Genomic DNA, 24,457 nt, shown 5'->3' on the forward strand with positions numbered 1-24,457 from the left:
TCAATGGATTTATGATAGTATATTATTTGTTTAACAATAGTAAATTTTAGTATATAATTTAATTGTGATAATCTTAGGAGGAAAAAGAATGGATAAATTGGCATTATTTGATGTAGATTATACTATAACTAGAAAAGAAACATTGATGCAATTGTATAAATATGTAATATTTAAGGACTTAAAGAATATTAGATTCTTACCTAGAGCTATTTATTCTGGACTTATGTATAAAATAGGAGTTTATGACGAAAGAAGAGTAAAGGAATGTTTTCTTAAATTTATAGATAAGATAGATGAAAAAGATTTAGCTATTTTGGTAAAAGACTTTTATAAAGATGTTTTAGAAAAAATTTTATACAAAGATGCTATAGAAATGATGAAAAATTTAAAATCACAAGGATATTTAATATATTTAATATCTGCATCTCCAGAGTTTTATTTAAATGAATTTTATGCAATAAAAGAAGTAGATATGATAATTGGAACTAGATTTTCAATAGAAGATGGGAAATTCATTAGGAAAATGCATGGAGAAAACTGCAAAGGAGAAGAAAAGGTAAAGAGATTAAAAGAAGTTTTAAAAGAGAAAAACATTGATATTGATTATAAAAATTCATATATGTTTTCAGACTCCTTATCGGATAAACCTCTTTTAGATTTAGTTGGTAATGCTTATTTAATTAATTATAAAAAGAAAAGTAATTTTGAAATATTAAAGTGGAAGTAATAAGGAGGTAAAAATATGGAAGCAATTTCAAAGTATTATTTAGAAGATGGTCATTTGGAACCTATAAAAAATTATACAAATGATTCGTTAGATAGAGGGAGGATAATTTATGAAGTAATAAGGGTAATTAATAACGTTCCATTATTCTATGAAGATCATCTTAAAAGATTAGAATCATCTTTTAGACTAATGGAAAAAACTTTTTCCTATAGTTATGATAAGATAAAGGAATATTTAACTAGATTAATTGAAGCAAATAAAATAGAAAATGGAAATATAAAGTTAACTTTTGATATAAAAACAGATACTATGAAAGTATTTAGCATAAAACATAATTATCCTAATGAAAATTTATATAAGACTGGTGTAAAGACTATATTATTTCATGGTGAAAGAACTAATCCTAATGCTAAAGTCGTAGATAGTAGTTTTAGAGAAAAAGTAACTGAAGAGATTAATAAAGCTTCAGCTTTTGAAGCTATACTTGTAAATAATTCTGGTTATATAACTGAAGGTAGTAAGTCTAATATATTTATGATTAAAAAAGATAAACTTTACACTTCACCCTTAGAGGATGTATTACCAGGAGTAACAAGAGGAAGGATTATAAATTTGGCAAAATCCTTAGGTATTAAGGTAGAAGAAAAAAATATCAATTACAAAGATATAGAAAACTTTGATGCTATGTTTATATCAGGAACATCACCTAAAATACTTCCAATATCAAGTGTAGATAACATACAATTGAGGATTGATAATGAAATAATGCAAGTACTTATAAAAGAATTTAATGAAGAAATAAAAAAATATGTAAATAAGTCTAAAAAATAACGTTTACCATAAATTAAATATTATTCAAAAAATATGAATCTATGATATTATTTATTATATGTATTTAAATAAATAATAAGGGGAACTATTATAAATGCATGAAAGTGAAAAAGTAATAAATTAAAATGGAAGTGTTCGTGTAAAAGAAAATAAGATAATAGTAAGAAATCCTATTTGAAATGGTAATTTTCCTATAACTACTCCACCAACAATAGGTAGTCTGGTAGTCTATATGTTGATGGAGTAATTATAAATAGACCATTGTTAGTAAAAGAAGAAAATATAATTGAATTAAAACTTTTAGGAGCTTTACCAAGTAGTATTAAAGAGATTTCATAGATAGAGAATATAATCTCTTGTATTGATGAAGAACTTTTAGAATTAGAAAAAGATTTTGTTATTGAAGATGATTTAAAAATGGAATACGCTCAAGAATCAAAGATTGATATAGTTGGTAGTATTAATATATCTTGAAGAGGGTTATTTACAAGTAAATTATATGCAAGTAAAACTTGAATTATTTTATAACTCTAAAAGGTTACATTCAACTTTAGAATATAAATCACCTAAGGAATATAGAAAAAATTATTATAAAAATGGGAAAGTTTAAGTTAGAGAGTAATTCTAAGAAAGTCATAGAAAAACGTAGATTCTATAGGTATAATTTACATAAAACACTCCGTATATTTGCTATTTTCAGATTATATTCATATTATTTTTGATGATATTTTATTTATAAATTTTATTCACAATTGATAATAAAAAAGCCCTCTGTTTTTTAACAGGGGGTTTTTCAACAAACTGAAGAAATTCTTAAATGGAGTTTCTAAAATATATAATGTTAGTAATTTCATTCAAATTACATCTCTAACTTTACATTTTACATTTTTCATTGGGCTGATATCTCAGCTCCTTTTTAGCCATTAATAGCTGCTGTTATTGGTGGTACCACTTGTTTCTTTCTTGAAAGTACTCCATCTAAGAATGCAGTACTATCTTTTAAAGTAACATTGAAAGCTTTTTCAGCTATTTCAGGTTTATCTCCAGCTACTAATATTTGAGATCCTTCATTAAGGATATCAGTTAATAATAGTAAAGTCATATCTAAATCAGCTTCTTTAGCTTTGTTATTCATATATGTTAACATTTCATCTTTTAAAGGCATAAAACCTTCTATATCCATAGTGTTAACTTGAGCTATACCAACCTTAGTATCTCCAATTGAAAATGGTTTAAAGTCTTGATTAAAGATTTGTTCAACTGTTTTTCCTTTTAGGGAAGTACCAGCTTTAAACATTTCTTTAGCAAATTCTTCAACATTTATTTCCGCAATTTCAGCAAGTCTTAAGCAAGTTTGCTTGTCTATTGGAGTACATGTTGGACTTCTAAATAGTAATGTATCAGAAATAATTGCACCACATAAAAGTCCAGCTGCTTTTTTTGATGGTCTTATTCCATTTTCAAAGAAGCATTTACCTACTATAGTAGAAGTACTTCCAATAGGTTCACTTCTAAAGTATAATGGTCCATTAGTTTGTATATCAGCAACTCTATGATGGTCAATGATTTCTAAAATATCTGCATCTTCTAATCCATCTACTGATTGGCTTCTTTCATTATGATCAACTTGAATTATTTTCTTTCTGTAATTTGAAATTAAATGATATCTTGACATAGTACCAAGAACCTTTCCATTTTCATCTATTACAGGATAGCTTCTAAATCTAGTTTCAATCATTACTGGTTTTATATCTTCAACTAACTCTTCAGTTGAGAAAGTAACTAATTTATCCTTTATCATAACATATCCAACAGGGATACTTTGAACTATAAGTCTTGATGCTGTAAAGGAATCATGAGGAGTGCTTATTACACTTATATTAGCCTCTTTAGCTTTTTCAATTACATTTGCAGTTGGAACATGTGAACCAGTTATTATCATAAGAGAAATTCCCATATCTAATAATGCACTTTGAACTTCTTCTCTATCTCCAACTATTGCTATATCTCCAGCTTCAATATGATCCTTCATACTTTCAGGTTTCATTGCAGTAACTACTATCTTACCTGGGAAATTATTCGTATTAGAATTTGTATAAATTTCTTTTGCTGATAAAGTATCAACTATGTTATTAAAAGTTGTATTACTTTTTGCTAAGATCTTATTATCCCATATATCCATATAACAAGAAGTTAAGTTTGAAATAGCTAAAACTCCTAATAAATGATTATTTTCATCGGCTACAGGAAGAGTTTTTATGTTTTTTTCTCTCATTATGTTCCAAGCCATTTTTAAAGATATTTCAGGTGCTACAGGAGTTATTCTATCAAAATCAAGATCTCCTACCTTTAATTTTACTGTTTTTAATAGTTTTGGAGCCTCAACTCCAAAATAATCTAAAATATATTGAGTTTCTCTATTTACATTACCAAGTCTAACAGGAATTGCAGGCATATTGCCTGTCTTATTTTTAAATTCAGCATATGCATATGCTGAACATATTGAATCAGAGTCTGGGTTTTTATGACCAGTTACGTATATTACATCTTTCAAGTTATTACCCTCCTTAGTTTATAATTCGTCTATACATATTCTATAGTTATATTTTAATTTTGTAAAGATACCTAATATAAGTATATGCAGAAATTTAAATATATAAACTAAATATTTAAAAGTATAAATAAAATATTAGTTAAAATATATAAAAAAATCATATCTATAGATTTACTAAATATAATATATAGAAACTATTATAAGGAGGACAACCGGTGATACAGGAACGAGAAATGTCAATGGGACTATCTACAAAGGAAGCAGAAAAAAGACAAAAAAACTATGGGTTAAATGAAATATCCCATAAGAAAAAGTCATCACCTATAGTGATATTCTTATCTCAATTTAATGATTTTATAGTTTGGGTATTAATAGCAGCAACGATTATATCTGGGTTAATGGGAGATATGGCTGATGCTATTACAATACTTATTATAGTAGTTGTAAATGCAATTATGGGCTTTGTACAAGAGTATAGGACAGAAAAATCTCTAGAAGCTTTGAAGGAACTTGCAGCACCTACTTGTAAAGTTATTAGAGATGGAATTTTAAAAGTAATAAATTCTATAGAAGTTACTTTAGGAGATTTAATAATTTTAGAAGCTGGAGATAGAATACCTGCTGATGGAAGTTTTATTGAATCATCATCAATAATGGTAGATGAATCACTTTTAACAGGAGAGTCAGTTGGTGTTTCAAAAGACTCAAAAAAAGGAAAAAACCAAGGATTTATGGGAACTACTATATTAAAAGGAAGAGGAGTATTACTTGTTGATAGTATTGGAATGAATACTGAAATGGGTAAAATTGCAAATCTTTTAGATAATATTGAAGAAGAAAAGTCACCTCTTAGAGAGAGACTAGATTCGCTAGGGAAAATTCTTGTTGCACTTTGTTTAGTAATATGTGCAGTTGTAACTATTCTGGGAATAATTAGAGGAAATGAAATTGCAGAAATGTTTTTATTAGGAGTTTCACTAGCTGTAGCAGCTATACCTGAGGGATTAGCAGCTATAGTAACAGTTGCTCTTGCATTAGGTGTTTCTAGAATGCTTAAGAAAAATGCATTAGTTAGAAAATTACCAGCTGTAGAAACATTAGGTTGTACATCTGTCATATGTTCTGATAAAACTGGTACATTAACACAAAATAAAATGACAGTAAAAGAATTATATATTAATGGAAGGATTTATGACTTAGACAAAGAGGAGTTAAAAAACCATTTAACTATAGTAAAGGCTTTTGTTTACTGCAATGATTTCAATTATGATTTAAATAGTAAAAATATAGATAAGGCTCTTTTAGGAGATCCTACTGAAACTGCTTTAGTAAAAGCTTTTTTTAATGAAGTAAATATTTTAAAAGAATTTATGTCAAAGTCTAGCAGAATCTATGATATTCCTTTTGACTCAAATAGAAAGATGATGAGTGTTATAGTAAGAGAAGGTGGTAGAGAAACTTGCTATGTGAAAGGAGCACCAGAAAGAGTAATAGAAAAATGCACAAATATATTAGAAAATGGAGTTGTTAAGCCCTTAACATCTCAAAAGAAGAGACAAGTAGCCTCATATATAGAAGCTATGTCAAATAGAGCTCTTAGATGTATTGCATCTGCTTATAAGGAAACTGGACTAACAAGAGGAGAAGATTTGGAAAAGGACCTAATTTTTATAGGGGTTGCAGGTAGTATTGATCCACCAAGAGTTGAAGTTAGAGATGCAGTATTAAAATGTAAGCTTGCAGGAATACAACCAGTAATGATTACAGGAGATCATAAAAATACAGCATTAGCTATTGCTAAGTCCATAAATATTTGTAATACAGATGATCAAGCTATTACTGGAGAAGAGATAGAAAAAATTAGTGATGAGGAGCTTAGAAAAAAGATAAAAAATATTAGAGTTTTTGCAAGAGTATCTCCACATCATAAACTTAGAATTGTAAAGGCCTTTAAAAAAGAAAATAATATAGTTGCAATGACTGGGGATGGTGTTAATGATGCACCAGCTATTAAAGAAGCAGATATAGGAATTGCTATGGGAATATCAGGTACAGATGTAACAAAAGAAGCAGCTTCAATGGTATTAATGGACGATAATTTTGCAACTATAGTTTCAGCTGTAGAAGAAGGTAGAATCATATATGATAATATAAGAAAATTTATTAGATACTTATTATCTTGTAATTTAGGAGAAGTACTTACAATGTTTTTAGCTTCTATTTTCTATTTACCTAATCCATTAACTCCAATTCAAATATTATTTGTAAATTTAGCAACAGATGGTCTTCCAGCCATAGCTCTTGGAGTTGACCCTCCAGATAAAGATATAATGATGCAACAGCCAAGAGAAAAAGGAGAAAGTATATTTGCAAGAGGTTTGTGGTCAAAGATAGTAATTAGAGGGTGCTTAATTGGAATCTGTACATTATTATCATTTATGACAGGAAGACTATATGGAATGGATTTGGCTACATGTAGAACTATTGCTTTAATTACATTAGTTATGTCTCAACTTTTACATGTATTTGAATGTAGATCTGAAAGACATTCAATTTTTGAAATTAAAGTCTTTAGTAATCCTTATTTAGTTGGAGCGGTATTAGTTTCAATATCAATGGTACTTGCAATACTTTACATTCCTTTCTTATCAAATGTATTTAACACAATAGCATTAACAATAGGTCAATGGGCAATAGTATTGTTTTATTCAGGAGTAATATTTTTAATAAATAGTATTTATCTATTTATAAGGTCTAGATAATAAGTAGTATAAAGATATTTTATAGTAGGAGCTATGATAACAGCTCCTATTTTTTTTGTACTTCTAATAAAAACACTTGTATATGAATAAGAAACATGATAATATAAATAAAGGGATATAAGCCAGGATTTGGGGTGATTTTATGAGGTTTATTAGTACCAGAGGAGGAGAAAAAGATATATCTTCTTCACAAGCAATTATTAATGGAATTTCGAAAGATGGGGGATTATATGTTCCTGAAACCTTTCCGAATTTATTTGAAAAACTTAAAGACAGCACAAGTATAACTTACGAGGAACTTGCTTTAGAAGTCTTAAAAGAATATTTTACAGATTTTAATGATAATGAACTTAAGATTGCTATAAGCAAGGCATATACAAATCGTTTTAAGGTAATAGAAAAAGATGGATTTTTAGAATTATATCATGGACCAACTTCTGCTTTTAAAGATGCAGCCTTATTATTTCTTCCACAAATTATGAGTTTGGCCAAAAAGAAACTTAATATAAATGATGAAATAGTAATTTTAGCAGCAACTTCTGGTGATACGGGAAAAGCAGCATTAGAAGGCTTTAAAAATGTAGATGGATTTAAGGTGATGGTATATTATCCTAAGGATGGTGTAAGCCCTGTACAAGAAATGCAGATGGTTACCCAAGAGGGAAATAATGTTAGAGTAGTTGGAATTAATGGTAATTTTGATGATGCTCAAAAAGGAGTAAAAGAATTATTTGGAGATAACAAGTTTAAAGAAGAGCTAAGAAAAAAGAATTTTATACTATCTTCAGCCAACTCAATTAACATTGGAAGACTAATACCACAAATTATATATTATTTTTATGGATACTTCCAATTAGTCAATAAGCAACAAATAGAAAAGGGGCAAAAAATAAATATAGTAGTTCCTACTGGGAATTTCGGAAACATACTTGCTGCATATTATGCAAGGGAAATGGGGCTTCCTGTTGCAAAGTTTATATGTGCATCTAACGAAAATAATGTGCTTTCTGATTTCTTCAATAAAGGAGTATATGATAAAAGGAGAGAGCTTATTTTAACAGAATCTCCTTCTATGGATATATTAGTTTCATCAAATTTAGAAAGACTTTTGTTTGAAGCAAGTGGTAGGGATTGTAATGAAATAAATAATTTAATGAAAGATTTAAGTTCTAAGGGCGTATATACTGTTAATGAACAAATTAAAAATAACCTAAAAGATTTTTATGGCAATTATGCTAATACTAAGGAAGTCTATAATGCAATAAAAGAGTTATATAATAAAGAGGGCTATTTAATTGATACTCATACTGCAGTAGCTTATGTAGTTTTAAATAAATATATAAGTGAAACTAAAGATGAGACACCATATTTAATTGCTTCTACAGCAAGTCCATATAAGTTTCCAAGGAGCATAGCAAATGCACTAGGATTACAACTAGAAGAAATAGACGATTTTAAAGTAATAGAAAAGATACATGAGTGCTCAAAGGTTCCTATTCCAAGTAATTTAATAGGATTAGATAATAAAAATATAATTCATAATTTTACTTCAGAAACCTATGAATTAAAAAGTACCTTATTAGAATTTTTAGGAGATAATAATGATTAGAGTTAGAGTACCAGCTACGTCTGCTAATATGGGACCAGGCTTTGATACCTTAGGGATAGCTTTTAATCTATATAATGAATTTGAATTTTCAGAAGAAGGTACAACAAATGAATTCTATGGATTTAAAAAAGAATTTTCTAACGAAGAAAATATTGTGTATAAGGCTATGATAACTTGTTTTGAAAAATGCAAGTATAATCCTAAAGGATTAAAAATAAGTTTACTAAAAGAAGATATTCCTATATCTAGAGGATTAGGATCAAGTTCTACTTGTATAGTAGCTGGACTTTTAGGAGCCAATAATATTATGGGCAATCCATTAAGTATTGAGGAACTATTTAAAATTGGAGTTGAAATAGAAGGACATCCAGATAATATAGCTCCAGCTTTTTTTGGGGGAATGGTGGTATCAGTATTAGAAAATGGAGAAGCCGTATATAATAAGATAAATGTTAAAGATGGTCTTAGTTTTATAGCTATAATACCAGATTTTGAATTATCTACATCAACTGCAAGAAAGGTATTACCTAAGGAAGTTAATTTTAATGATGCAATATATAATATAAGTAGGGTTTCTTTAATGATTTCTGCCCTTGTAAGTGGTAAGTTTGATTTATTAAAATATGGTTGTAAAGATACCTTACATGAAAAATATAGAAGTCCATTAATAAAGAATTATGATTTAGTTTATAATAAATGCATATCCTTAGGAGCCTTAAGTTGTTTTTTAAGTGGGGCAGGACCAACTATTATGGTTCTTATAAAAAATGATGAAAAAGAAATAATTGATAAAATTAAAGACTTTTTAAAAGATGAAGGTATTTTGTGGCAGGTTAAAGAGCTTACTATAGATAAATTGGGGGCTATAGCATATAAAGGTGATATTAATGAAGGGTAATTTTTTAATTGTTGATAAAAGAGCGTTACCAGATGTGTATGAAAAAGTAGTAGATGCTAAAAGTCTGTTAAAAGAGGGCAAGGTAAAGGATGTTACTGAGGCTGCAAAAACAGTTAATATTAGTAGAAGTGTATACTACAAGTATAAAGAAACAGTTTTTGATTTAGCAGAAACTGATCAAGGACAGAAGGTAACAATAAATTTAATAATTAATGATAATAAGGGCGTATTATCAGGAATATTAAATTTTATTTCTGAAGAAGGTGGCAGTATAATTACTATTAATCAGGGTATACCAATGAACCAAAAAGCTAATGTAAGCTTAACTATAAATATATCCACTATTAATGGGGATTTAACAACTTTAATGGATGGATTATCAAAAATTAAAGATGTTGAAAAAGTTGATTTTATAGCTATGGAGTAAATATCTAAAAAACTAACATACTAAAAAAGAGATAATTATTATATGAAGGTGACTTGTAGCATTTAAGGTCCCAATGAATATGATATTTATCTCCTTTTTTTTGCTCTTGACCTTTATTTATTTTTAGAAATTTGTTATATTAAGTGTAAATCTATTGTAAAATGCTAAAGGGAGGGATAAACTTTGGAAATTTATTTTGACAATAGTGCAACTACAAAACCTTATAGGGAAGTTATAGAAGAAACAGCAAAAGCCATGGAGGAATATTTCGGCAATCCATCATCTCTCCATAAAATAGGAATAAAAGCTGAAAAGAAAATAACTGAAGCAAGAGAATTTATAGGAAAGAGCTTAAATGCTTCTAAGGATGAAATAATATTTACATCAGGCGGAAGTGAAGGTAATAATTTAATAATAAAGGGATTGGTAAAGCCAGGACATCATGTTATTACTACTGTCTTTGAGCATCATTCAGTATTAATGACATATAAAGAACTAGAAAAGAATGGTGTAAGAGTTACATATTTAAATGTTAATAAAGAAGGGAAAATATCATTAGAAGAATTAAAAAATTCTATTTCAAAGGATACTGTTTTAGTTTCAATTATGCATGTAAATAATGAAATGGGAGCAATTCAGGATATTGAAACCATAGGAAAGTTAATAAAGGAGAAAAGTTCTAGAGCAAGATTTCATGTAGATGCAGTTCAATCCTATGGAAAGCTAAACATAGATGTAAAAAAGATGAATATTGATATGTTAACAGCAGCAGGACATAAGATACATGGACCTAAGGGCGTTGGATTTATTTATCTAAAAAAAGGAATAGTATTAAATCATTTAATAAATGGTGGAAGCCAAGAAGGTGGAATAAGAGGCGGAACACATAATGTACCTGGAATAATTGGTCTATATAAAGCAGCAGAAATAACTATGGAAAATATAAATTCCAGTTTTGAATATGTAAAAAATCTTAAAGAATATATGATAGATAGATTAGGAGAAATAAATAATATAAGAATAAATAGTCCTTTAAAAGAAGACTTTACACCTTATATTTTAAATGTATCTTTCATTGGAGTTAAGGCAGAGGTACTACTACACTTATTAGAAGAAAATGATATTTATGTTGCTACAGGTTCAGCTTGTACTTCAAAAACAAGTGCAGTTCAAGGAAGCTATGTTATTAAAGAGTTAGGATTAAGTAAAGCTGAAGTTGAAAGTGCCATTAGATTTTCATTTTCTAAAAATAATACAAAAGAAGAAGTTGATAAAGCAATAGAAGTGCTAAAAAGTTCACTAACATTTTTGAGGAGAGTAAAAAGATGAATAAATTAATATTAGTAAAATATGCATCAGAAATATTTCTAAAGGGATTAAATAGAAATAAATTTGAGAAGAAATTAAGAGATAATATAAAAAGAAAATTAAAAGGTCTTGAATATTCTTTAATTTCTGATCAAGGTAGATATTTCATTAAGGCAGATAATATTGAAGAAGCTACTGAAAGAGTGAGAAAAGTATTTGGAGTAGCTGAAGTATGTATTGTAACAGAAGTTCCTAGAGATATGCAAGCTATAAAAGAGGAAGCATTAAGAAAGGTTAAAGAAGCTAATCCTAAGAATTTTAAAATAGAAACTAATAGAGCTAATAAAGCCTTTCCTAAGAATTCTTTAGAGACATCTAAAGAAGTAGGTGCTTTTGTAGTTTATAATATGAATGGATTGGAAGTTAAAGTTAAAAATCCAGATTGCCTAGTAAATATTGAAATAAGAGAAAATGCATATATTTATACAACTAAAGATAAAATTAAAGGTGTTGGAGGTCTTCCATATGGAATAAATGGAAGTACTATGCTTATGTTATCAGGTGGAATTGATTCACCAGTAGCAGGATATTTAATGGCTAGAAGAGGCGTTGAATTACACTGTGTATATTATCATAGTCATCCATATACTTCTGAAAGGGCAAAGGATAAGGTTAAAGACTTAGCTAAGATATTATCAAATTATACTGAAAGAGTTAATTTACACATTGTACCTTTTACAGAAATTCAAATGGCTATTATAAATGGTTGTAGAGAAGATGAATTAACTATAATAATGAGAAGATTTATGATGAGAGTGGCATGCTCATTAGCTGAAAAGTATGGAATTCAATCTGTAGCTACAGGAGAAAGTATAGGTCAAGTTGCTAGTCAAACTATGGAAGGCTTAATAGTAAGTAATGATTGTGCTGATAGACCAGTATTTAGACCATTAATAGCAATGGATAAAACTGATATTATGGATATAGCTAGGGAAATAGATACATATGAAACATCAATATTACCATATGAAGATTGTTGTACAATATTCGTTCCAAAGCATCCTAAGACTAAGCCAAGATTAGATTTAATAAGAAAATCAGAAGAAACTTTAAATATAGAAGAATTAGTTAAAAAGGCAATTGATGAAACAGAACTTGTAGTATTTAACTAAAAAAATAACTGTCTCATAATAATGAGGCAGTTATTTTTAATCTTTATTTTAAATGAGAAGCTTATACTATCTTGCTCTCATTCTTGTTGCTTGTTGTCTAGCTTTCTTTAATTGACTATGATCAAATGGTTGTAAATCTTTTTTAGTAGTTAAATTAGCTATATTTGAAATAGTAATAACTTCTGAATCAGCTTTACCTTTTTCACCTTCGATTCCCATAATTATTACCTTATGTCCTTGCTTAACATCAATAAAAGTAGGCTTTTTAAACCATTTTCTAACCTTGTATTGAGTTTTAACTACACCTTTTCCCATATCTGGCTTAATTAAAATATGAGCAGTTAACTTTCTTATAATTCCTAATATGTTTTTTTCTTCGATTTTTACAGATAGCACGGTTCCAGCTGTGCTAGTCATTCTATCACCGTATTTTTCCATGTATGCATCTGTGAAATATTTACTCATTTTATCTTTGAAACCCATAATTAAAACTCCTTCTATATATAAAATATTGTTATATAAACAATTATAATATCAAGCACATTATAACATAATTAGTAAATTAATAAAACAAAAAAATATATTATTATTTTATTATATAATTTCATTTTTATAGATTTTATTAAATATTTTAATATGAAGTTCTTCATCTAAGATAATTCTATTAAGAATGGCAATAATGCTTTCATTTTCAATAATAGTAGCAATTTTTCTGTATTCATTAATTAGTTCCTTTTCATTATTTATATTATTTATAAGTATATTTTTAAGTGTTGTATCTGTATTTATATATTTAGAATTCCAATAAAAGTATTTATTTCTTTTTTCAATAATAAAGGAAGGATTTCCTCCTAAAGAAATAATTATATCTCCTAGAATATCTAAATGCTTTTTTTCAACTAAGGAAATTTTATTGAAAACTTCCTTTAAGTAGGATTTCACTAAAAAGTGTTGATAGTTATATTGATTAACTAAAGTTAATTCTGAATATATGCCACAATAACAATTTTTAATTAGTTTTGCATAATATAAATTTTTTTCTTTAATATCAATTTCAGGATAAGGCAGCATTATAGAACAGTCTTCTTTAAAATCTATATAATCTCTTTTCAATATATCATCTCCATTAAATAATAAGTATTATATTATATGAAAGAATATTGTAGTGTGATATAATTTGTAACATCATATTATTTAAGAAAGGAAGATAAAATTGGAAATAATATTTAACGAAATAACAAAATCAGCTTTATTAGAACTATTAGAAAAAAGTACAAATAATAATATAAGAATAAAAGTTGCTTCCATAGGATGTGGGAAACCTGCATATGATCTTTATGCTGATTATGTTTCAGAAGATGATATTGTAATTACAATAAATGAAGTTAATTTTGTAATTGCAAAGAAAGATAAAAAAATCTGTGATGGAATTGAAATAAAATATAATAAAGAAGTCTATAATAATGGGTTTTATGTAAGAAGTTTATAAAACTTTTTAAAACTTATAATTAAAATGTGATTATTGTGTATAAAATATATACCATTAATAAATAATTATGATATTATATAGATTAGAAGAAATTCTAGTCTATTTTTTTATGTAAAGATTGGGGGAATAAAAATATGGAAAGTTTAAAGATAATACCTGAAGCTAAAGAGGCATTACCTTGGGAAGGAAAAGTTTGTAATTGCTTAGGAGATTCAATTACATATGGGTATGATCCTGATGATCCAAGTGGAAGATTAGATAATCCATGGCCAAGTCAATTAGAAAAGTTATGCGGATTTTCTAAAGTAAATAACTATGGGATAAGTGGTGATACTGTTGCGAAATTTGAAGGAAAGAATTCAATGTCCAAAAGATATGTAGATATGGAGCAAGCAGATGTGATAATATTCAAAGGTGGAGTAAATGATTTTTCACTTGACGTACCTTTAGGAACATTTGACCCTAATAGTACGGATACAACTAATTATTATGGTGCCTTAAATGTAATATTCAAAGGATTATTAGTTAAATATCCTACTTCTTCTATAATGGTTATGACGCAGTTAGATTGGATTAATGGGGATATCCCTAATGCTAATGGAAATAAATTAGAAGAATTTAGAGAAGCTGTTAGAGAAGTAGCTAAATATTACTGCATACCAGTTTTTGAATTAGCACTAGAAGCTGGATTTACTCCTAAAATTGAAGGGCAAAAAACTGCATTAATTCCGGATGGATTACATCCAAATCAAGCAGGAGTAAATATTATGGCTAGGAAAATATCTAAGTATGTAAATAATAGATTATAAGATAGTTAAAAGATATAGTAGGTAGAATATACATAGTTCATTGGAGAAGCAATAGATTTATCAATAAAAAATAAATCCAGTTTAATAATATAAAACAAATATTTTAAGATGACATAGAATTACTTAGTTAATAATTTATAAAGTCGTAAATAAAATATAATATATTAGTTTTAACTTATTTTGGGCTGTTGCATGAGTGAAGTGGAAAATCTGTTAGGACAGCTCTCTTTTTCTATATAAGTAGGAATTATTTAAATATTTCCCAATAAAAGTATAATATCTTTAAAAAAGACCTACTTTAATAAACCTAAAAAAAGCTTTTATTCACGATATAGGTATTTAAGAGATAATATTAACTTTAAAGGGAAAAGATTATGATATTACAAGTTCAACTAAAGTATTTGATACTAAACAAGGTGGAGTAAGTAATAGTTAAATAATAAAATATTAATTTAAAGGTCTAGTAGCTAAGAAAAATCTTACTTACTAGCTTTTTTATTTTAAAAATATCCAAGAAATCAAATAAATTTGATAAATTACTAATAATTGATAATTAAACACACTTTATTCAATATATGGACAAGTTTGTAAAAATGTGTAAAATAAAAGAATAAAAAATAAAGAAAGAGCTCGAAATATGGCTACCAATCTACAAGAGTTCTAGCTTATGTCCTATATATTGACATAAGAGCATAGAAAAATGGAGTTATCTTCCATGCAATCCTAGAACTCTAGGATTAAACAAATGATGAACTTTAAGATTTAAGATAATAAAATATTTAGAGTAAAGGAGAAATGAAAATGAGCAAAATTAGACTATTCAAAGGATTACTAGAAAACAAAGCAGTTCAAAACGTTATAGTTAAGAAAGGATTAAAAGTAGCAATAGCTGGATTGTTAATGAGTTCAATTTCAGCCACTTTTATAGGATGTGGTGCCACTAAATCAGAAAATAAGGAAGTAAACAGTAAGCCTGCTATTGAGGAAAAAGCTGATGAGCAAAAGGAAGATAAGAAAGATGAAAGCAAGGTAGAGGATTCAGTATCAGAAAATAAAAATACAGAAAGCAAAATTGCTTCTAATGATACTAAACCAAGTATACCGGTTCAAGCTAATATTGGAACTGGAAAAGGCGATTACATAGTAGAGAATAATAGTGAAACTACAATACTACCAGTTACTGAAAATCAATCTCAAGGTGAAACATCAATACAAGGTACAGTAACACCTGTTAAAGATGAAAAGGAAGAATCTACTCCTCAAGGTACAGTTGAAGAGAATCCAACACCAGAAGTACCAGTGGAAACTCCAAAACCTGAGCCACCAGTAGTTGAAGATCCAAAACCAGAAGAATCAGTAGTTGAAGAGCCAACTACATATACTGAAGAAGGATATTTAACTCAACTAACTAAGGAGCATGAAGATGAGGTTTTAGTTGATTTATATAAACTTGCATTAGCAGATGGCTATTTTGCAGAAACTACTGAAGCTAAGAGTGATGATGAGTTTGTTGAGTTAACAAGACTTACTGTTCCTGCGCATGAGTTAAATGGTTCTAGATTTGAGTGGGAAAAATTAAAAGCTGGTATTAATCCAGAAATTAAAACTATTAAATTTGTGATAGAAACTGAAGACGGTGAAGTTGAAGAAGTATCTAATTTCAGATCTCTTACAAATATATTAAATAGTTTTGCTTATGCACCTAAAGAAAAACAAGTAGAGTTTGATATAGTGGTATTAACTCATGAAATAAGATATGATTTAAATAATGATGGTTATGAAGATAATAAATATCTAACTAAAGAAGGATTACCTAGCAGCCATTACGATTTAGTAATAGAAAGATTTACTAAGGCATTAACTGCAAAAGGCTTTACAGAAGCTATGGGTTTCTCAGATAGAGATTATTACCTTGAAACTGTAAAAGTTCCATTACATGCATACAATGGTTTAAAAGATTTCGAAATCAATACTTTAGTTGATATACTAACTAAAACTAAATCTACAAAATTTAAAGTATATGCAAATTCTCGTGGTGATATAGAAAAAGACCATATGTGGATAATGCTATACTTTGATGGAAATAATGAAGATGCAAATAATGATGGTTACAAGGATTCTTTATTATTAGATAGTTACACAGATTATATGTTGTCTAATCTTGATTTCTATTATAACTTAGCATTAGAGAAAAGAGTAGGTGAATTAGCAGAGCCTTATGAAGGTGCTACTAGTTTAGGTACAATAGCTTTCCCTATGAGCTATGAAAATAATAGTAATTTTGAAAATGATAAGTTAGCTGATTTCTATAGAACTTTAGATGCTGATAATATTTTCTATACATTAACTGGAAATAATGATACTCATCAACTGGTATTTGAATTCTTCGGAACACCAAGAACTGAAGAAGTTACACCAGACCCAGTAGAAGGTGAAGTTACACCAGTTGAGAATACTGCACCAGTATTAGAGTGTTTAGATAAAATTGAAATAGTTACTGGAACAGAAATTACTGCTGAACTTTTACAAGTACATGTTACAGATAATGAAAATGATGAAGTTACTGTAAATATAGATACTAAGGGCCATAACTTCAATGAACCAGGTTCTTATGGGATTACTGTTACTGCAACTGATAGTAAAGGAGCATCTACATCAAAGGATGTGATAGTTAATGTAAAAGGAGATGCTAGTACAGAGTATACTCAAGACACAGAATATGCTAATGCTCTTAATCAAGAAATATTAAGATTAGTTAATATAGAAAGAGAAAAAGCTGGAGTGCCTGCATTAGATTGGTTAGATGCTATAGAACCTTATGCTACTGCTAAATCTTTAGATATGATTAAAAATAATTATTTTGATCATATAGACAAGCAAGGTAGATATACTTATAATGACATGTTAGATAATGGATTTATGTTCTTAGGTTGGGGTGAAAATATCATAACTGGTCATAAGAGTGATGTTGCTTCTACAGCTAAGAATCTAGTAGATAGATGGATGGCTTCAACAGGTCATAGAGAAAATATATTGAATGCAGATTTCAATAAGACAGGTGTTGGAGTGTTTGTTATTGGTGATAAAGTTTATGGAACACAAATATTTATAACACAATAATTAGTGGGTGCTATATGCACCCTTATTTAAATAAACTACATAATTTGGGGGAATGTAATTATGAATAAACAATTAAAGGAAGATATTAAGAATATATTTAAAGATAAAAAGAAAGTTGTTGGAGTAACTGTAGCAGGGGTCTTAGTCCTAGCTGTAGCTGGTACCGTAATAGGTGTGAATCTTAGTGAGAAAGGCAAAACTACAGAAGTTACTGTTACAGAATCAAAGGTTAAAGAAAACGTGGATGGTATGGTCAAAGACCAGTTAGACCTTTTAGATAAGGAGTTTAAAAGTTTAGAATTTCCAGAAATGGAAGGTAATATAAAAGATTCTTATGATAAAGTAGTCAAGGCTTTCAAGGATGCTGTAGCATCTAAAGATGTTGAAACTGCTACTACGTCTTTAGAGGAACTTAGAATTATTAAAGACCAAGCAGAATCTAACCTAGCTAAAAAGGAAGAGGAACAGAAAAAAGAAGAAGAAGGAAAGAAAAAGGAAGAGGAACAACAAACTAATGAGAAAGCTAGTAGTCAAGAGGGATCACAATCTAGTGATGTTAAAGCACCTCCTGTAGAATCATCTAGTAATTCTCAAGTAGCTAGTTCTCAAGGAGCAAGCGGTGGAAGTGCTTCAATTGGTGGAAGTGTTAGTAAACCTACTCCACAACCAGAACCACAGCCACAACCTCAACCTCAGCCTCAACCTCAACCAGAACCACAACCTCAACCCGAACCGCAGCCTCAACCACAACCAAGTGGCGAGCCAGATGCTAATTATAAAGCTACTTATAAGCAAGCAGTAATTGATAAGATAAGTAGTTATGGTGGTGTGTATACTCCAGGACACCGAGGTATGGGTTCTTATAGTAGAGGTGCAACACCTAGTCCTAACCCATATACCGCAGGAACAACTACTGGTGATATTATATCAGTATATATTTCTAATGGTATGCCTTTCGATGTTGAGATTTGGTGGGATGGTTCTAGTATAGGTGCTAGAATGTATTATTAATTAGTAGAAGATTTGGTAGGGTCATATTAGGCCCTACCAACTTTTGATATAGATATAAAATAGGGAGGGATTAAATGAAATCCAAAATGACTCGGTTTTTAGCTTTACTACTATCAGTATTGTTTGTGTTTGGTTTATTAACTATAAATCCTAGTAAAGCTGAAGAACCAACAAATAATAAAGAAACAGTAGACAATGGAACAGAACCTGTAGTTCTAATGGACGGATTATCTCCAGAAAAATATTATGAGAAACAAGCAATAGAAATTTATATGTAAATTTGTTAATAAGGATATATAAAATACTTTAAAAGTAATGATTATATACATATTTTAGAATGAAATAATAGCAAAGAGTTAAAGTCTTAATATAGAGTATAACTTTTTAAAAACTCTTTTTTAGCGAGGAAAATAAAATATTCTAGAATAACATTCAATTATTAGTTATATTTTATGTAAGAAGTTTATAAATTATATATCAGGGAAGGTAGAGTTAATTAAAAACTATCTAAAGTATATAAAAATTGGAGCTATGCTAACTAAGCACAGCTCCTTTTCATAATATTAAGAGGATACTAATTATCGTATCCTTTTATATTTTTAACATACTTACTTAATATTATTCAAATTAAATTTATTTAGTGAAACAATAGACCTAATAAACATATTATGTATTATCCATACAATACGATAAAAGGAGAGAAAATACAAATGAAAATATGTTTAAAGAAGATTAGGAATATGTCAGCATGCAATGAATATAACTTAATTATTTGTGCTGATGGAGGAATTGGAAGGCAAATAAGAAGAAACTTACCAAAATGTATATGTGGTGATGGAATAAAGATAAACATTATAGTTACTGGATGTGATGGAGTTTTGGAAGCTCCAGCATTACCATGTAATAACTTAGTTGCTATTTCAAGCCCTATAAAGGTCTTAAGAAATAATCCATGTTGTAAAAAAGAATCTGAATCATTTTGTAATGACTTTGATAATGATTGCTTTGACTTTAATATGGAAAGCTTTAAAGATAGTTGCAATATGGATATAAGTTCTTTAACTAAGAGATTTGAACCACAAGAATATGCAATAATAGTTAGATCCTTTAATCCAAGCATATCACAATTTTTATGTGAATTTCCTCAAATGTTTATAACTGACTGCGAAAATACTGTTAAATTAATTATAATCTTTGATAAAAATGGTAGTGTGTTTGGACCACAATGTATAAATAATTGTGGAGGTGGATGTAACTTTGGAGGAAATTGTGGATTTGGTGGCAACTGTGGTTGTGGAGGCGGCTGTGGATTTGGCGGTGGCTTCGGTTGTGGTTGTGGAGGTGCCTGTGGCTGTGGCTGTGGATTATTTGGCTTAGCTGCACTTGCTTTATTATTCTGTTGTTAGCTACAAACTACAAAGGATAAATTTTATTGCCAAGATAAGATTTTCTTACCTTGGCTAATTTATTTATATTATTTAATGTTTATATTATTTGATGTTTATATTTTGTTATGAAAATGACACAATATTTATAGTATAATAATAATGGGGAAATAAATTGCTTAAGTAAAGTGAGGGAGTATTAACATGGAAAAACTTCTTGAAGACAGAATTTATATGACTATTGAGAACTATAGAAATGCTAAGATGAATTTAAGAAATGATGGAGATTTAATAAATCATTTTGCAGCTTTAATTTTTACGCACTATGAAAAAGAAATACCTTACTATAGGGTAAAGGAAATTAGAAAATATATAAAGGCATCATCTTCTAGGGTATCATCATTTAGAGGAGATATGCTATATATATTATCTTTATTAATAGCATTAGAAGATAAAAACGAAAAAGAATTGATTAGTGATATATATGAAGTAGAAGAAATACTGAAAGATGAAGGGTTTAATGAGTGTGATCATTTAGTTTTAACTTCCTTTGTTTTAGCTAAGTATGGAAAAAATAAAAATAAACATATTGTAGCAAAAAAGATGAAAGAAGTATTTATATTACTAAAAGAGAAATACTATAATATAACTGGGGAAGATGATTATTTAGTATGTGCATTATGGGCTTTAAATGATATTGACATAAATACAATAGATGAATTTATAGAAACCATTTATAATTACATGACAAATTTAAATATAAAATCTAAAAATGGAATACAAAGCTTAACAAATGCAATAATGCTTAATGGATCTTCAGGACATATGTATAAAACTCTTGAATTTATATTACAAATGGAAAAGAAAGATATAAAGATAGCACAACAATTTTTACCTCTTTTAGGAGTATTGTCTACTAGAGATGTTAGAAATACTATTAATTTAATAGATGGAGTAATAAACATCCTATGTGAAGAAGAAAGTGAATATGAATATTATATGGATAAAGGCTTTAGAACTATTATTGCTATTACAATAATATCTTTTACTACAATTCATGAAGAAAGAAATTATATAGACGAATTATTAGCACAAGGGGTATATTGCCTTATAAAGTCTAAGAATAAAGGAATGTTTGAAGCAGCCTTAGCCTAAAGGAGTTATAATGGAGAGGTTGATATTACATGTAGATATGGATGCCTTTTTTGCATCAGTAGAACAACTTGATAACAAGAATCTTAAAGGAAAACCAGTAATAGTTGGTGGAGTTAGTGAAAGAGGTGTTGTATCAACATGTTCATATGAAGCGAGAAAATATGGAATACATTCTGCAATGCCAATATTCATTGCAAGAAAATTATGTCCACATGGTATATATTTGAGAACTAGAATATATAGATACAAAGAAGTGTCAAGTGAAGTATTTAATATATTAAAAGATGTAACTGATATTATAGAACCACTTTCTATTGATGAAGCTTATTTAGACATTACTAATAGTAGATTTAATTCTGGTATTGAAGCAGCTAATTATATAAAAAGTAGAGTTTTAAAGGAAATAGGGCTAACTATTTCAATTGGAATTTCATACAATAAATTTTTAGCAAAATTAGCTTCTGACTGGAATAAGCCAAATGGTATAAAGATAATAACAAAGGATATGGTTCCGGAAATTCTTTTACCCTTTCCAGTTTCTAGAATTTATGGATTAGGGAAAAAATCTGCTGAAAAACTGAATAATATGGGAATTTTTTTAGTTAAGGATCTTTACGATATGCCAAAAGAATTTTATATAGAATATCTAGGAAAATATGGTTTAGAAATCTATGATAGAATAAGAGGAATAGATAATAGAGAAGTTGAAGCTCAAAGGGATAGAAAGTCTTATGGTAGAGAAAAAACATTAAAAATAGATACAAAAGAGAAAGAGGATTTATTGGAATATTTATATGATTTCTCAAAAGAAATAAGTAATCAATTAATAAGAGAAAATCTTGAAGGTAAAACTATAACAGTAAAATATAAAACAGAAGATTTTCAAAGTCATACTAGAAGTAAAACCTTAAATTTTTATACAAATAATTATAAGGATATATATAAGGTTTGTGAGGAAATACTAAATAATGAAGAAATAAAGGAAAATATTAGATTAATAGGAGTTACTGTATCATCTTTTAAAGAAAATACTGTGGAGCAATTAACTTTATTTTAAAATTACTTTAATTATTATTGACTTTACTATATAATGAGATTGTTTGGAACAGAATTATCTATAGAGGAGGATATCTTTTATGAACAAGAAAGATTTAGCGAGAATGATTGATCACACTATCTTAAAAGCTGAAGCTACAGAAAAAGAAATTGAAATGTTATGCAAAGAAGCTTTACAATATAATTTTGCATCAGTATGCATAAATCCATCAATGGTGGAAAAGGCTGCTGGATTATTAAAAGATAGTGAGGTAAAGATTTGTACTGTAATAGGATTTCCTTTAGGTGCAACTACAACTGAAGTTAAGGCTTTTGAAACAGAGGATGTAATTAAAAAAGGTGCAACTGAAGTTGATATGGTTATTAATGTCGGAAAGCTTAAAGATGGAAATTTAGAATATGTGAAAAAAGATATAGAAGCTGTTGTTAATGCTGCAAAAGGAAAAGCTTTAACAAAGGTTATTATAGAAACTTGTCTTTTAACTGATGAAGAAAAAGTTACAGCTTGTAAATTATCTAAAGAAGCAGGTGCAGATTTTGTTAAGACATCAACAGGATTTAGTACAGGTGGAGCTACTGCAAGTGACATAAAATTAATGAGAGAAACAGTTGGTAAAGAGCTTGGTGTTAAAGCTTCTGGTGGAGTAAGAAGCTTAGAAAATGCAATGGCTATGATTGAAAATGGTGCTACTAGAATCGGGGCATCAGCATCAATTGCTATTTGCGAAGGTACAAAATCAAATTCTACTTACTAATTAATAGGAGCTGCTACAACAGCTCCTTTAATATTAAATTCTTAAGAATTAACTAAAGATAAAGGAGACAAAATGAATTATATATTATTAATAATAGGATTTATCTTACTTATAAAAGGAGCAGATATATTTGTAGATGGAGCTTCTAATATTGCAAAAAAATTTGGTATCCCATCAATAGTTGTAGGCTTAACTATTGTTTCACTTGGAACTAGTGCACCAGAACTTGCAGTAAGTTTGATTTCATCATTGGAAGGTAGTAACGGAATAACTATTGGAAATGTATTAGGCTCCAATATATTTAATACATTGATGGTACTTGGCTTAACATCAATAATTATGCCGATATTAATTAAAAAAAGTACAGTTATTAAGGACTATGTAGTAAATATATTAGTAACAATATCTCTGTTAATTTTAACTTTTGGCAGAACATTATTTAATAAAGAACCAGGATTAAGTAGGTTATCAGGAATAATTTTATTAATGGGATGCATAGCCTATACAATTTACTTAATTAAAAGTGCTAAAGATGAAAGTGAAGACAGTGAGAAACATGAAGAAATAAAAATTTTCAATTCATGTATTAGAATATTAATTGGAATTATAGGAATAATTTTAGGTGGGAATTTAGTAGTAAATTCAGCTTCAAATATAGCTTATTCTTTTGGCTTAAGTGAAAAATTAGTAGGATTAACTATAGTAGCTATAGGTACATCTCTTCCAGAATTAGTAACTTCTATGATAGCTGCAACGAAAGGAGAAAATGATATAGCAATAGGAAATGTTCTTGGATCTAATATATTCAATATATTATTGATATTAGGAGTTTCTTCAAGTATTAGTCCAATTGTAATTTCTTCAGCTCTATTTATAGATATAATATTTTTAATAGGGGTATCAATACTACTTGGTATTTTTATGTTTAAAGGGAAAAAAGAAAAATTATATTTAGGAAGAATAGAAGGGGCCATCTTAGTTTTAATATATATAAGTTATATGGTATATATAATTTTTAGAAATTAGTTTGGAAATAAAAACATTACATTTATTATTAATCCATATCTTCAACATTTTTTATAACATTAAAACTCTATAAAAGTAAACAATAATAGTGTAAGGTTATAGGAGGTGTTTATAATGAGTAAATGTGGATGCGAAAATAAAAGTAAAAAGAAAGAAGAAAAAAAATATGATTCTGGTTGCAGCTGCCATGGTGCTGAAAAAACTGCTACCAATAATCAATGGGGAAAATAGTGGTAAATTAATTCTTCAAAACTTATAGAATTATAAAAGTAACTCGACAATTATGTCGGGTTACTTTGTTTTTAAGCCACCTTTTAGTTGTTCTTTTGCTCTATATTTTAATTCTGCTTTTCTCATATATGC

21 protein-coding genes are annotated in these 24,457 nt (G+C 28.3%); 18 read left to right on the forward strand and 3 right to left on the reverse strand.

Features of this window, described 5'->3' with window-relative positions:
* The first annotated feature begins 88 nt into the window (after positions 1–88).
* A complete protein-coding gene (locus ACQRD5_RS13185) occupies positions 89–727 on the forward strand; it encodes an HAD-IB family hydrolase (RefSeq protein ID WP_291627182.1) in 639 nt (212 codons plus the stop codon).
* A 15-nt stretch (positions 728–742) separates the two neighbouring features.
* Positions 743–1,558, forward strand: a complete 816-nt coding sequence (locus tag ACQRD5_RS13190) for an aminotransferase class IV (RefSeq protein ID WP_294188483.1) — start codon at positions 743–745, stop codon at positions 1,556–1,558.
* Between the two features lie 916 nt (positions 1,559–2,474).
* Here ACQRD5_RS13190 and ACQRD5_RS13195 read toward each other — a convergent pair.
* Positions 2,475–4,112: a putative manganese-dependent inorganic diphosphatase gene (locus ACQRD5_RS13195; RefSeq protein ID WP_294188482.1), complete on the reverse strand. Its 1,638-nt coding sequence runs from the start codon at positions 4,110–4,112 to the stop codon at positions 2,475–2,477.
* A gap of 215 nt (positions 4,113–4,327) precedes the next feature.
* Between ACQRD5_RS13195 and ACQRD5_RS13200 the strand changes: the two genes are divergently transcribed.
* From ACQRD5_RS13200 to thiI, 6 genes are all read left to right on the forward strand, one after another.
* Positions 4,328–6,874 carry a calcium-translocating P-type ATPase, SERCA-type gene (locus tag ACQRD5_RS13200; protein ID WP_294188481.1) on the forward strand — a complete coding sequence of 849 codons (2,547 nt, stop codon included), beginning with the start codon at positions 4,328–4,330 and terminating at the stop codon, positions 6,872–6,874.
* 142 nt (positions 6,875–7,016) lie between these two features.
* Positions 7,017–8,483 (forward strand): threonine synthase, encoded by a 1,467-nt coding sequence (gene thrC / locus ACQRD5_RS13205; RefSeq protein ID WP_320902106.1) that lies wholly within the window; start codon positions 7,017–7,019, stop codon positions 8,481–8,483.
* On the forward strand, positions 8,476–9,381 hold the full coding sequence (thrB, locus tag ACQRD5_RS13210; protein ID WP_320902108.1) for a homoserine kinase: 906 nt from the start codon (positions 8,476–8,478) through the stop codon (positions 9,379–9,381). Before thrC ends, thrB begins: the two co-directional genes overlap by 8 nt.
* On the forward strand, positions 9,371–9,808 hold the full coding sequence (locus ACQRD5_RS13215; RefSeq protein WP_291627170.1) for an ACT domain-containing protein: 438 nt from the start codon (positions 9,371–9,373) through the stop codon (positions 9,806–9,808). The genes thrB and ACQRD5_RS13215 overlap by 11 nt, the downstream gene beginning before the upstream one ends.
* A gap of 183 nt (positions 9,809–9,991) precedes the next feature.
* Positions 9,992–11,137: a cysteine desulfurase family protein gene (locus ACQRD5_RS13220; RefSeq protein WP_320902110.1), complete on the forward strand. Its 1,146-nt coding sequence runs from the start codon at positions 9,992–9,994 to the stop codon at positions 11,135–11,137.
* Positions 11,134–12,288, forward strand: a complete 1,155-nt coding sequence (gene thiI / locus ACQRD5_RS13225) for a tRNA uracil 4-sulfurtransferase ThiI (RefSeq protein WP_291627165.1) — start codon at positions 11,134–11,136, stop codon at positions 12,286–12,288. The genes ACQRD5_RS13220 and thiI overlap by 4 nt, the downstream gene beginning before the upstream one ends.
* A 66-nt stretch (positions 12,289–12,354) precedes the next feature.
* On the opposite strand, the gene ACQRD5_RS13230 is transcribed toward thiI, so the two are convergent.
* Entirely contained in the window at positions 12,355–12,771 is a 417-nt protein-coding gene (locus ACQRD5_RS13230) for a hypothetical protein (protein WP_291627163.1), read from the reverse strand.
* A gap of 111 nt (positions 12,772–12,882) precedes the next feature.
* Positions 12,883–13,401 (reverse strand): ferritin family protein, encoded by a 519-nt coding sequence (locus ACQRD5_RS13235; protein ID WP_291627161.1) that lies wholly within the window; start codon positions 13,399–13,401, stop codon positions 12,883–12,885.
* A gap of 100 nt (positions 13,402–13,501) precedes the next feature.
* Between ACQRD5_RS13235 and ACQRD5_RS13240 the strand changes: the two genes are divergently transcribed.
* From ACQRD5_RS13240 to ACQRD5_RS13285, 10 genes are all read left to right on the forward strand, one after another.
* On the forward strand, positions 13,502–13,777 hold the full coding sequence (locus ACQRD5_RS13240) for a hypothetical protein (protein WP_291627159.1): 276 nt from the start codon (positions 13,502–13,504) through the stop codon (positions 13,775–13,777).
* Between the two features lie 134 nt (positions 13,778–13,911).
* Positions 13,912–14,586 (forward strand): SGNH/GDSL hydrolase family protein, encoded by a 675-nt coding sequence (locus tag ACQRD5_RS13245; RefSeq protein WP_291627158.1) that lies wholly within the window; start codon positions 13,912–13,914, stop codon positions 14,584–14,586.
* Positions 14,587–15,387: 801 nt separating this feature from the next.
* On the forward strand, positions 15,388–17,706 hold the full coding sequence (locus tag ACQRD5_RS13250) for a CAP domain-containing protein (protein WP_291625133.1): 2,319 nt from the start codon (positions 15,388–15,390) through the stop codon (positions 17,704–17,706).
* Between the two features lie 60 nt (positions 17,707–17,766).
* Positions 17,767–18,717: a hypothetical protein gene (locus ACQRD5_RS13255; protein ID WP_427746948.1), complete on the forward strand. Its 951-nt coding sequence runs from the start codon at positions 17,767–17,769 to the stop codon at positions 18,715–18,717.
* A gap of 74 nt (positions 18,718–18,791) precedes the next feature.
* Positions 18,792–18,995: a hypothetical protein gene (locus ACQRD5_RS13260; RefSeq protein WP_291625131.1), complete on the forward strand. Its 204-nt coding sequence runs from the start codon at positions 18,792–18,794 to the stop codon at positions 18,993–18,995.
* A 432-nt stretch (positions 18,996–19,427) separates the two neighbouring features.
* Positions 19,428–20,123 carry a hypothetical protein gene (locus tag ACQRD5_RS13265; RefSeq protein ID WP_291625130.1) on the forward strand — a complete coding sequence of 232 codons (696 nt, stop codon included), beginning with the start codon at positions 19,428–19,430 and terminating at the stop codon, positions 20,121–20,123.
* Between the two features lie 183 nt (positions 20,124–20,306).
* Complete coding sequence (locus tag ACQRD5_RS13270; RefSeq protein WP_294166889.1) at positions 20,307–21,257, forward strand: DUF4003 family protein; 951 nt, start codon at positions 20,307–20,309, stop codon at positions 21,255–21,257.
* Positions 21,258–21,267: 10 nt separating this feature from the next.
* Positions 21,268–22,314: a DNA polymerase IV gene (locus ACQRD5_RS13275; protein WP_320899905.1), complete on the forward strand. Its 1,047-nt coding sequence runs from the start codon at positions 21,268–21,270 to the stop codon at positions 22,312–22,314.
* Between the two features lie 79 nt (positions 22,315–22,393).
* The gene (deoC, locus tag ACQRD5_RS13280) at positions 22,394–23,068 is read left to right on the forward strand and encodes a deoxyribose-phosphate aldolase (protein ID WP_427746949.1); all 675 of its coding nucleotides are present in this window, start codon (positions 22,394–22,396) and stop codon (positions 23,066–23,068) included.
* Positions 23,069–23,140: 72 nt separating this feature from the next.
* Positions 23,141–24,094: a calcium/sodium antiporter gene (locus ACQRD5_RS13285; RefSeq protein WP_294363693.1), complete on the forward strand. Its 954-nt coding sequence runs from the start codon at positions 23,141–23,143 to the stop codon at positions 24,092–24,094.
* The last annotated feature ends 363 nt before the right edge of the window (positions 24,095–24,457 follow it).

This window comes from Clostridium sp. SGI.024 (assembly GCF_050315195.1).
In the GTDB taxonomy this organism is placed as follows: Bacteria; Bacillota; Clostridia; order Clostridiales; family Clostridiaceae; genus Clostridium.

Bases quoted from the DNA above. Each gene is read 5' to 3' on its own strand.
- ACQRD5_RS13185 (WP_291627182.1), top strand. From the start codon at position 89: ATGGATAAATTGGCATTATTTGATGTAGATTATACTATAACTAGAAAA.
- ACQRD5_RS13190 (WP_294188483.1), top strand. From the start codon at position 743: ATGGAAGCAATTTCAAAGTATTATTTAGAAGATGGTCATTTGGAACCT.
- thrC (WP_320902106.1), top strand. From the start codon at position 7,017: ATGAGGTTTATTAGTACCAGAGGAGGAGAAAAAGATATATCTTCTTCA.
- thrB (WP_320902108.1), top strand. From the start codon at position 8,476: ATGATTAGAGTTAGAGTACCAGCTACGTCTGCTAATATGGGACCAGGC.
- ACQRD5_RS13215 (WP_291627170.1), top strand. From the start codon at position 9,371: ATGAAGGGTAATTTTTTAATTGTTGATAAAAGAGCGTTACCAGATGTG.
- thiI (WP_291627165.1), top strand. From the start codon at position 11,134: ATGAATAAATTAATATTAGTAAAATATGCATCAGAAATATTTCTAAAG.
- ACQRD5_RS13230 (WP_291627163.1), bottom strand. From the start codon at position 12,771: ATGGGTTTCAAAGATAAAATGAGTAAATATTTCACAGATGCATACATG.
- ACQRD5_RS13245 (WP_291627158.1), top strand. From the start codon at position 13,912: ATGGAAAGTTTAAAGATAATACCTGAAGCTAAAGAGGCATTACCTTGG.
- ACQRD5_RS13250 (WP_291625133.1), top strand. From the start codon at position 15,388: ATGAGCAAAATTAGACTATTCAAAGGATTACTAGAAAACAAAGCAGTT.
- ACQRD5_RS13255 (WP_427746948.1), top strand. From the start codon at position 17,767: ATGAATAAACAATTAAAGGAAGATATTAAGAATATATTTAAAGATAAA.
- ACQRD5_RS13260 (WP_291625131.1), top strand. From the start codon at position 18,792: ATGAAATCCAAAATGACTCGGTTTTTAGCTTTACTACTATCAGTATTG.
- ACQRD5_RS13265 (WP_291625130.1), top strand. From the start codon at position 19,428: ATGAAAATATGTTTAAAGAAGATTAGGAATATGTCAGCATGCAATGAA.
- ACQRD5_RS13270 (WP_294166889.1), top strand. From the start codon at position 20,307: ATGGAAAAACTTCTTGAAGACAGAATTTATATGACTATTGAGAACTAT.
- ACQRD5_RS13275 (WP_320899905.1), top strand. From the start codon at position 21,268: ATGGAGAGGTTGATATTACATGTAGATATGGATGCCTTTTTTGCATCA.
- deoC (WP_427746949.1), top strand. From the start codon at position 22,394: ATGAACAAGAAAGATTTAGCGAGAATGATTGATCACACTATCTTAAAA.
- ACQRD5_RS13285 (WP_294363693.1), top strand. From the start codon at position 23,141: ATGAATTATATATTATTAATAATAGGATTTATCTTACTTATAAAAGGA.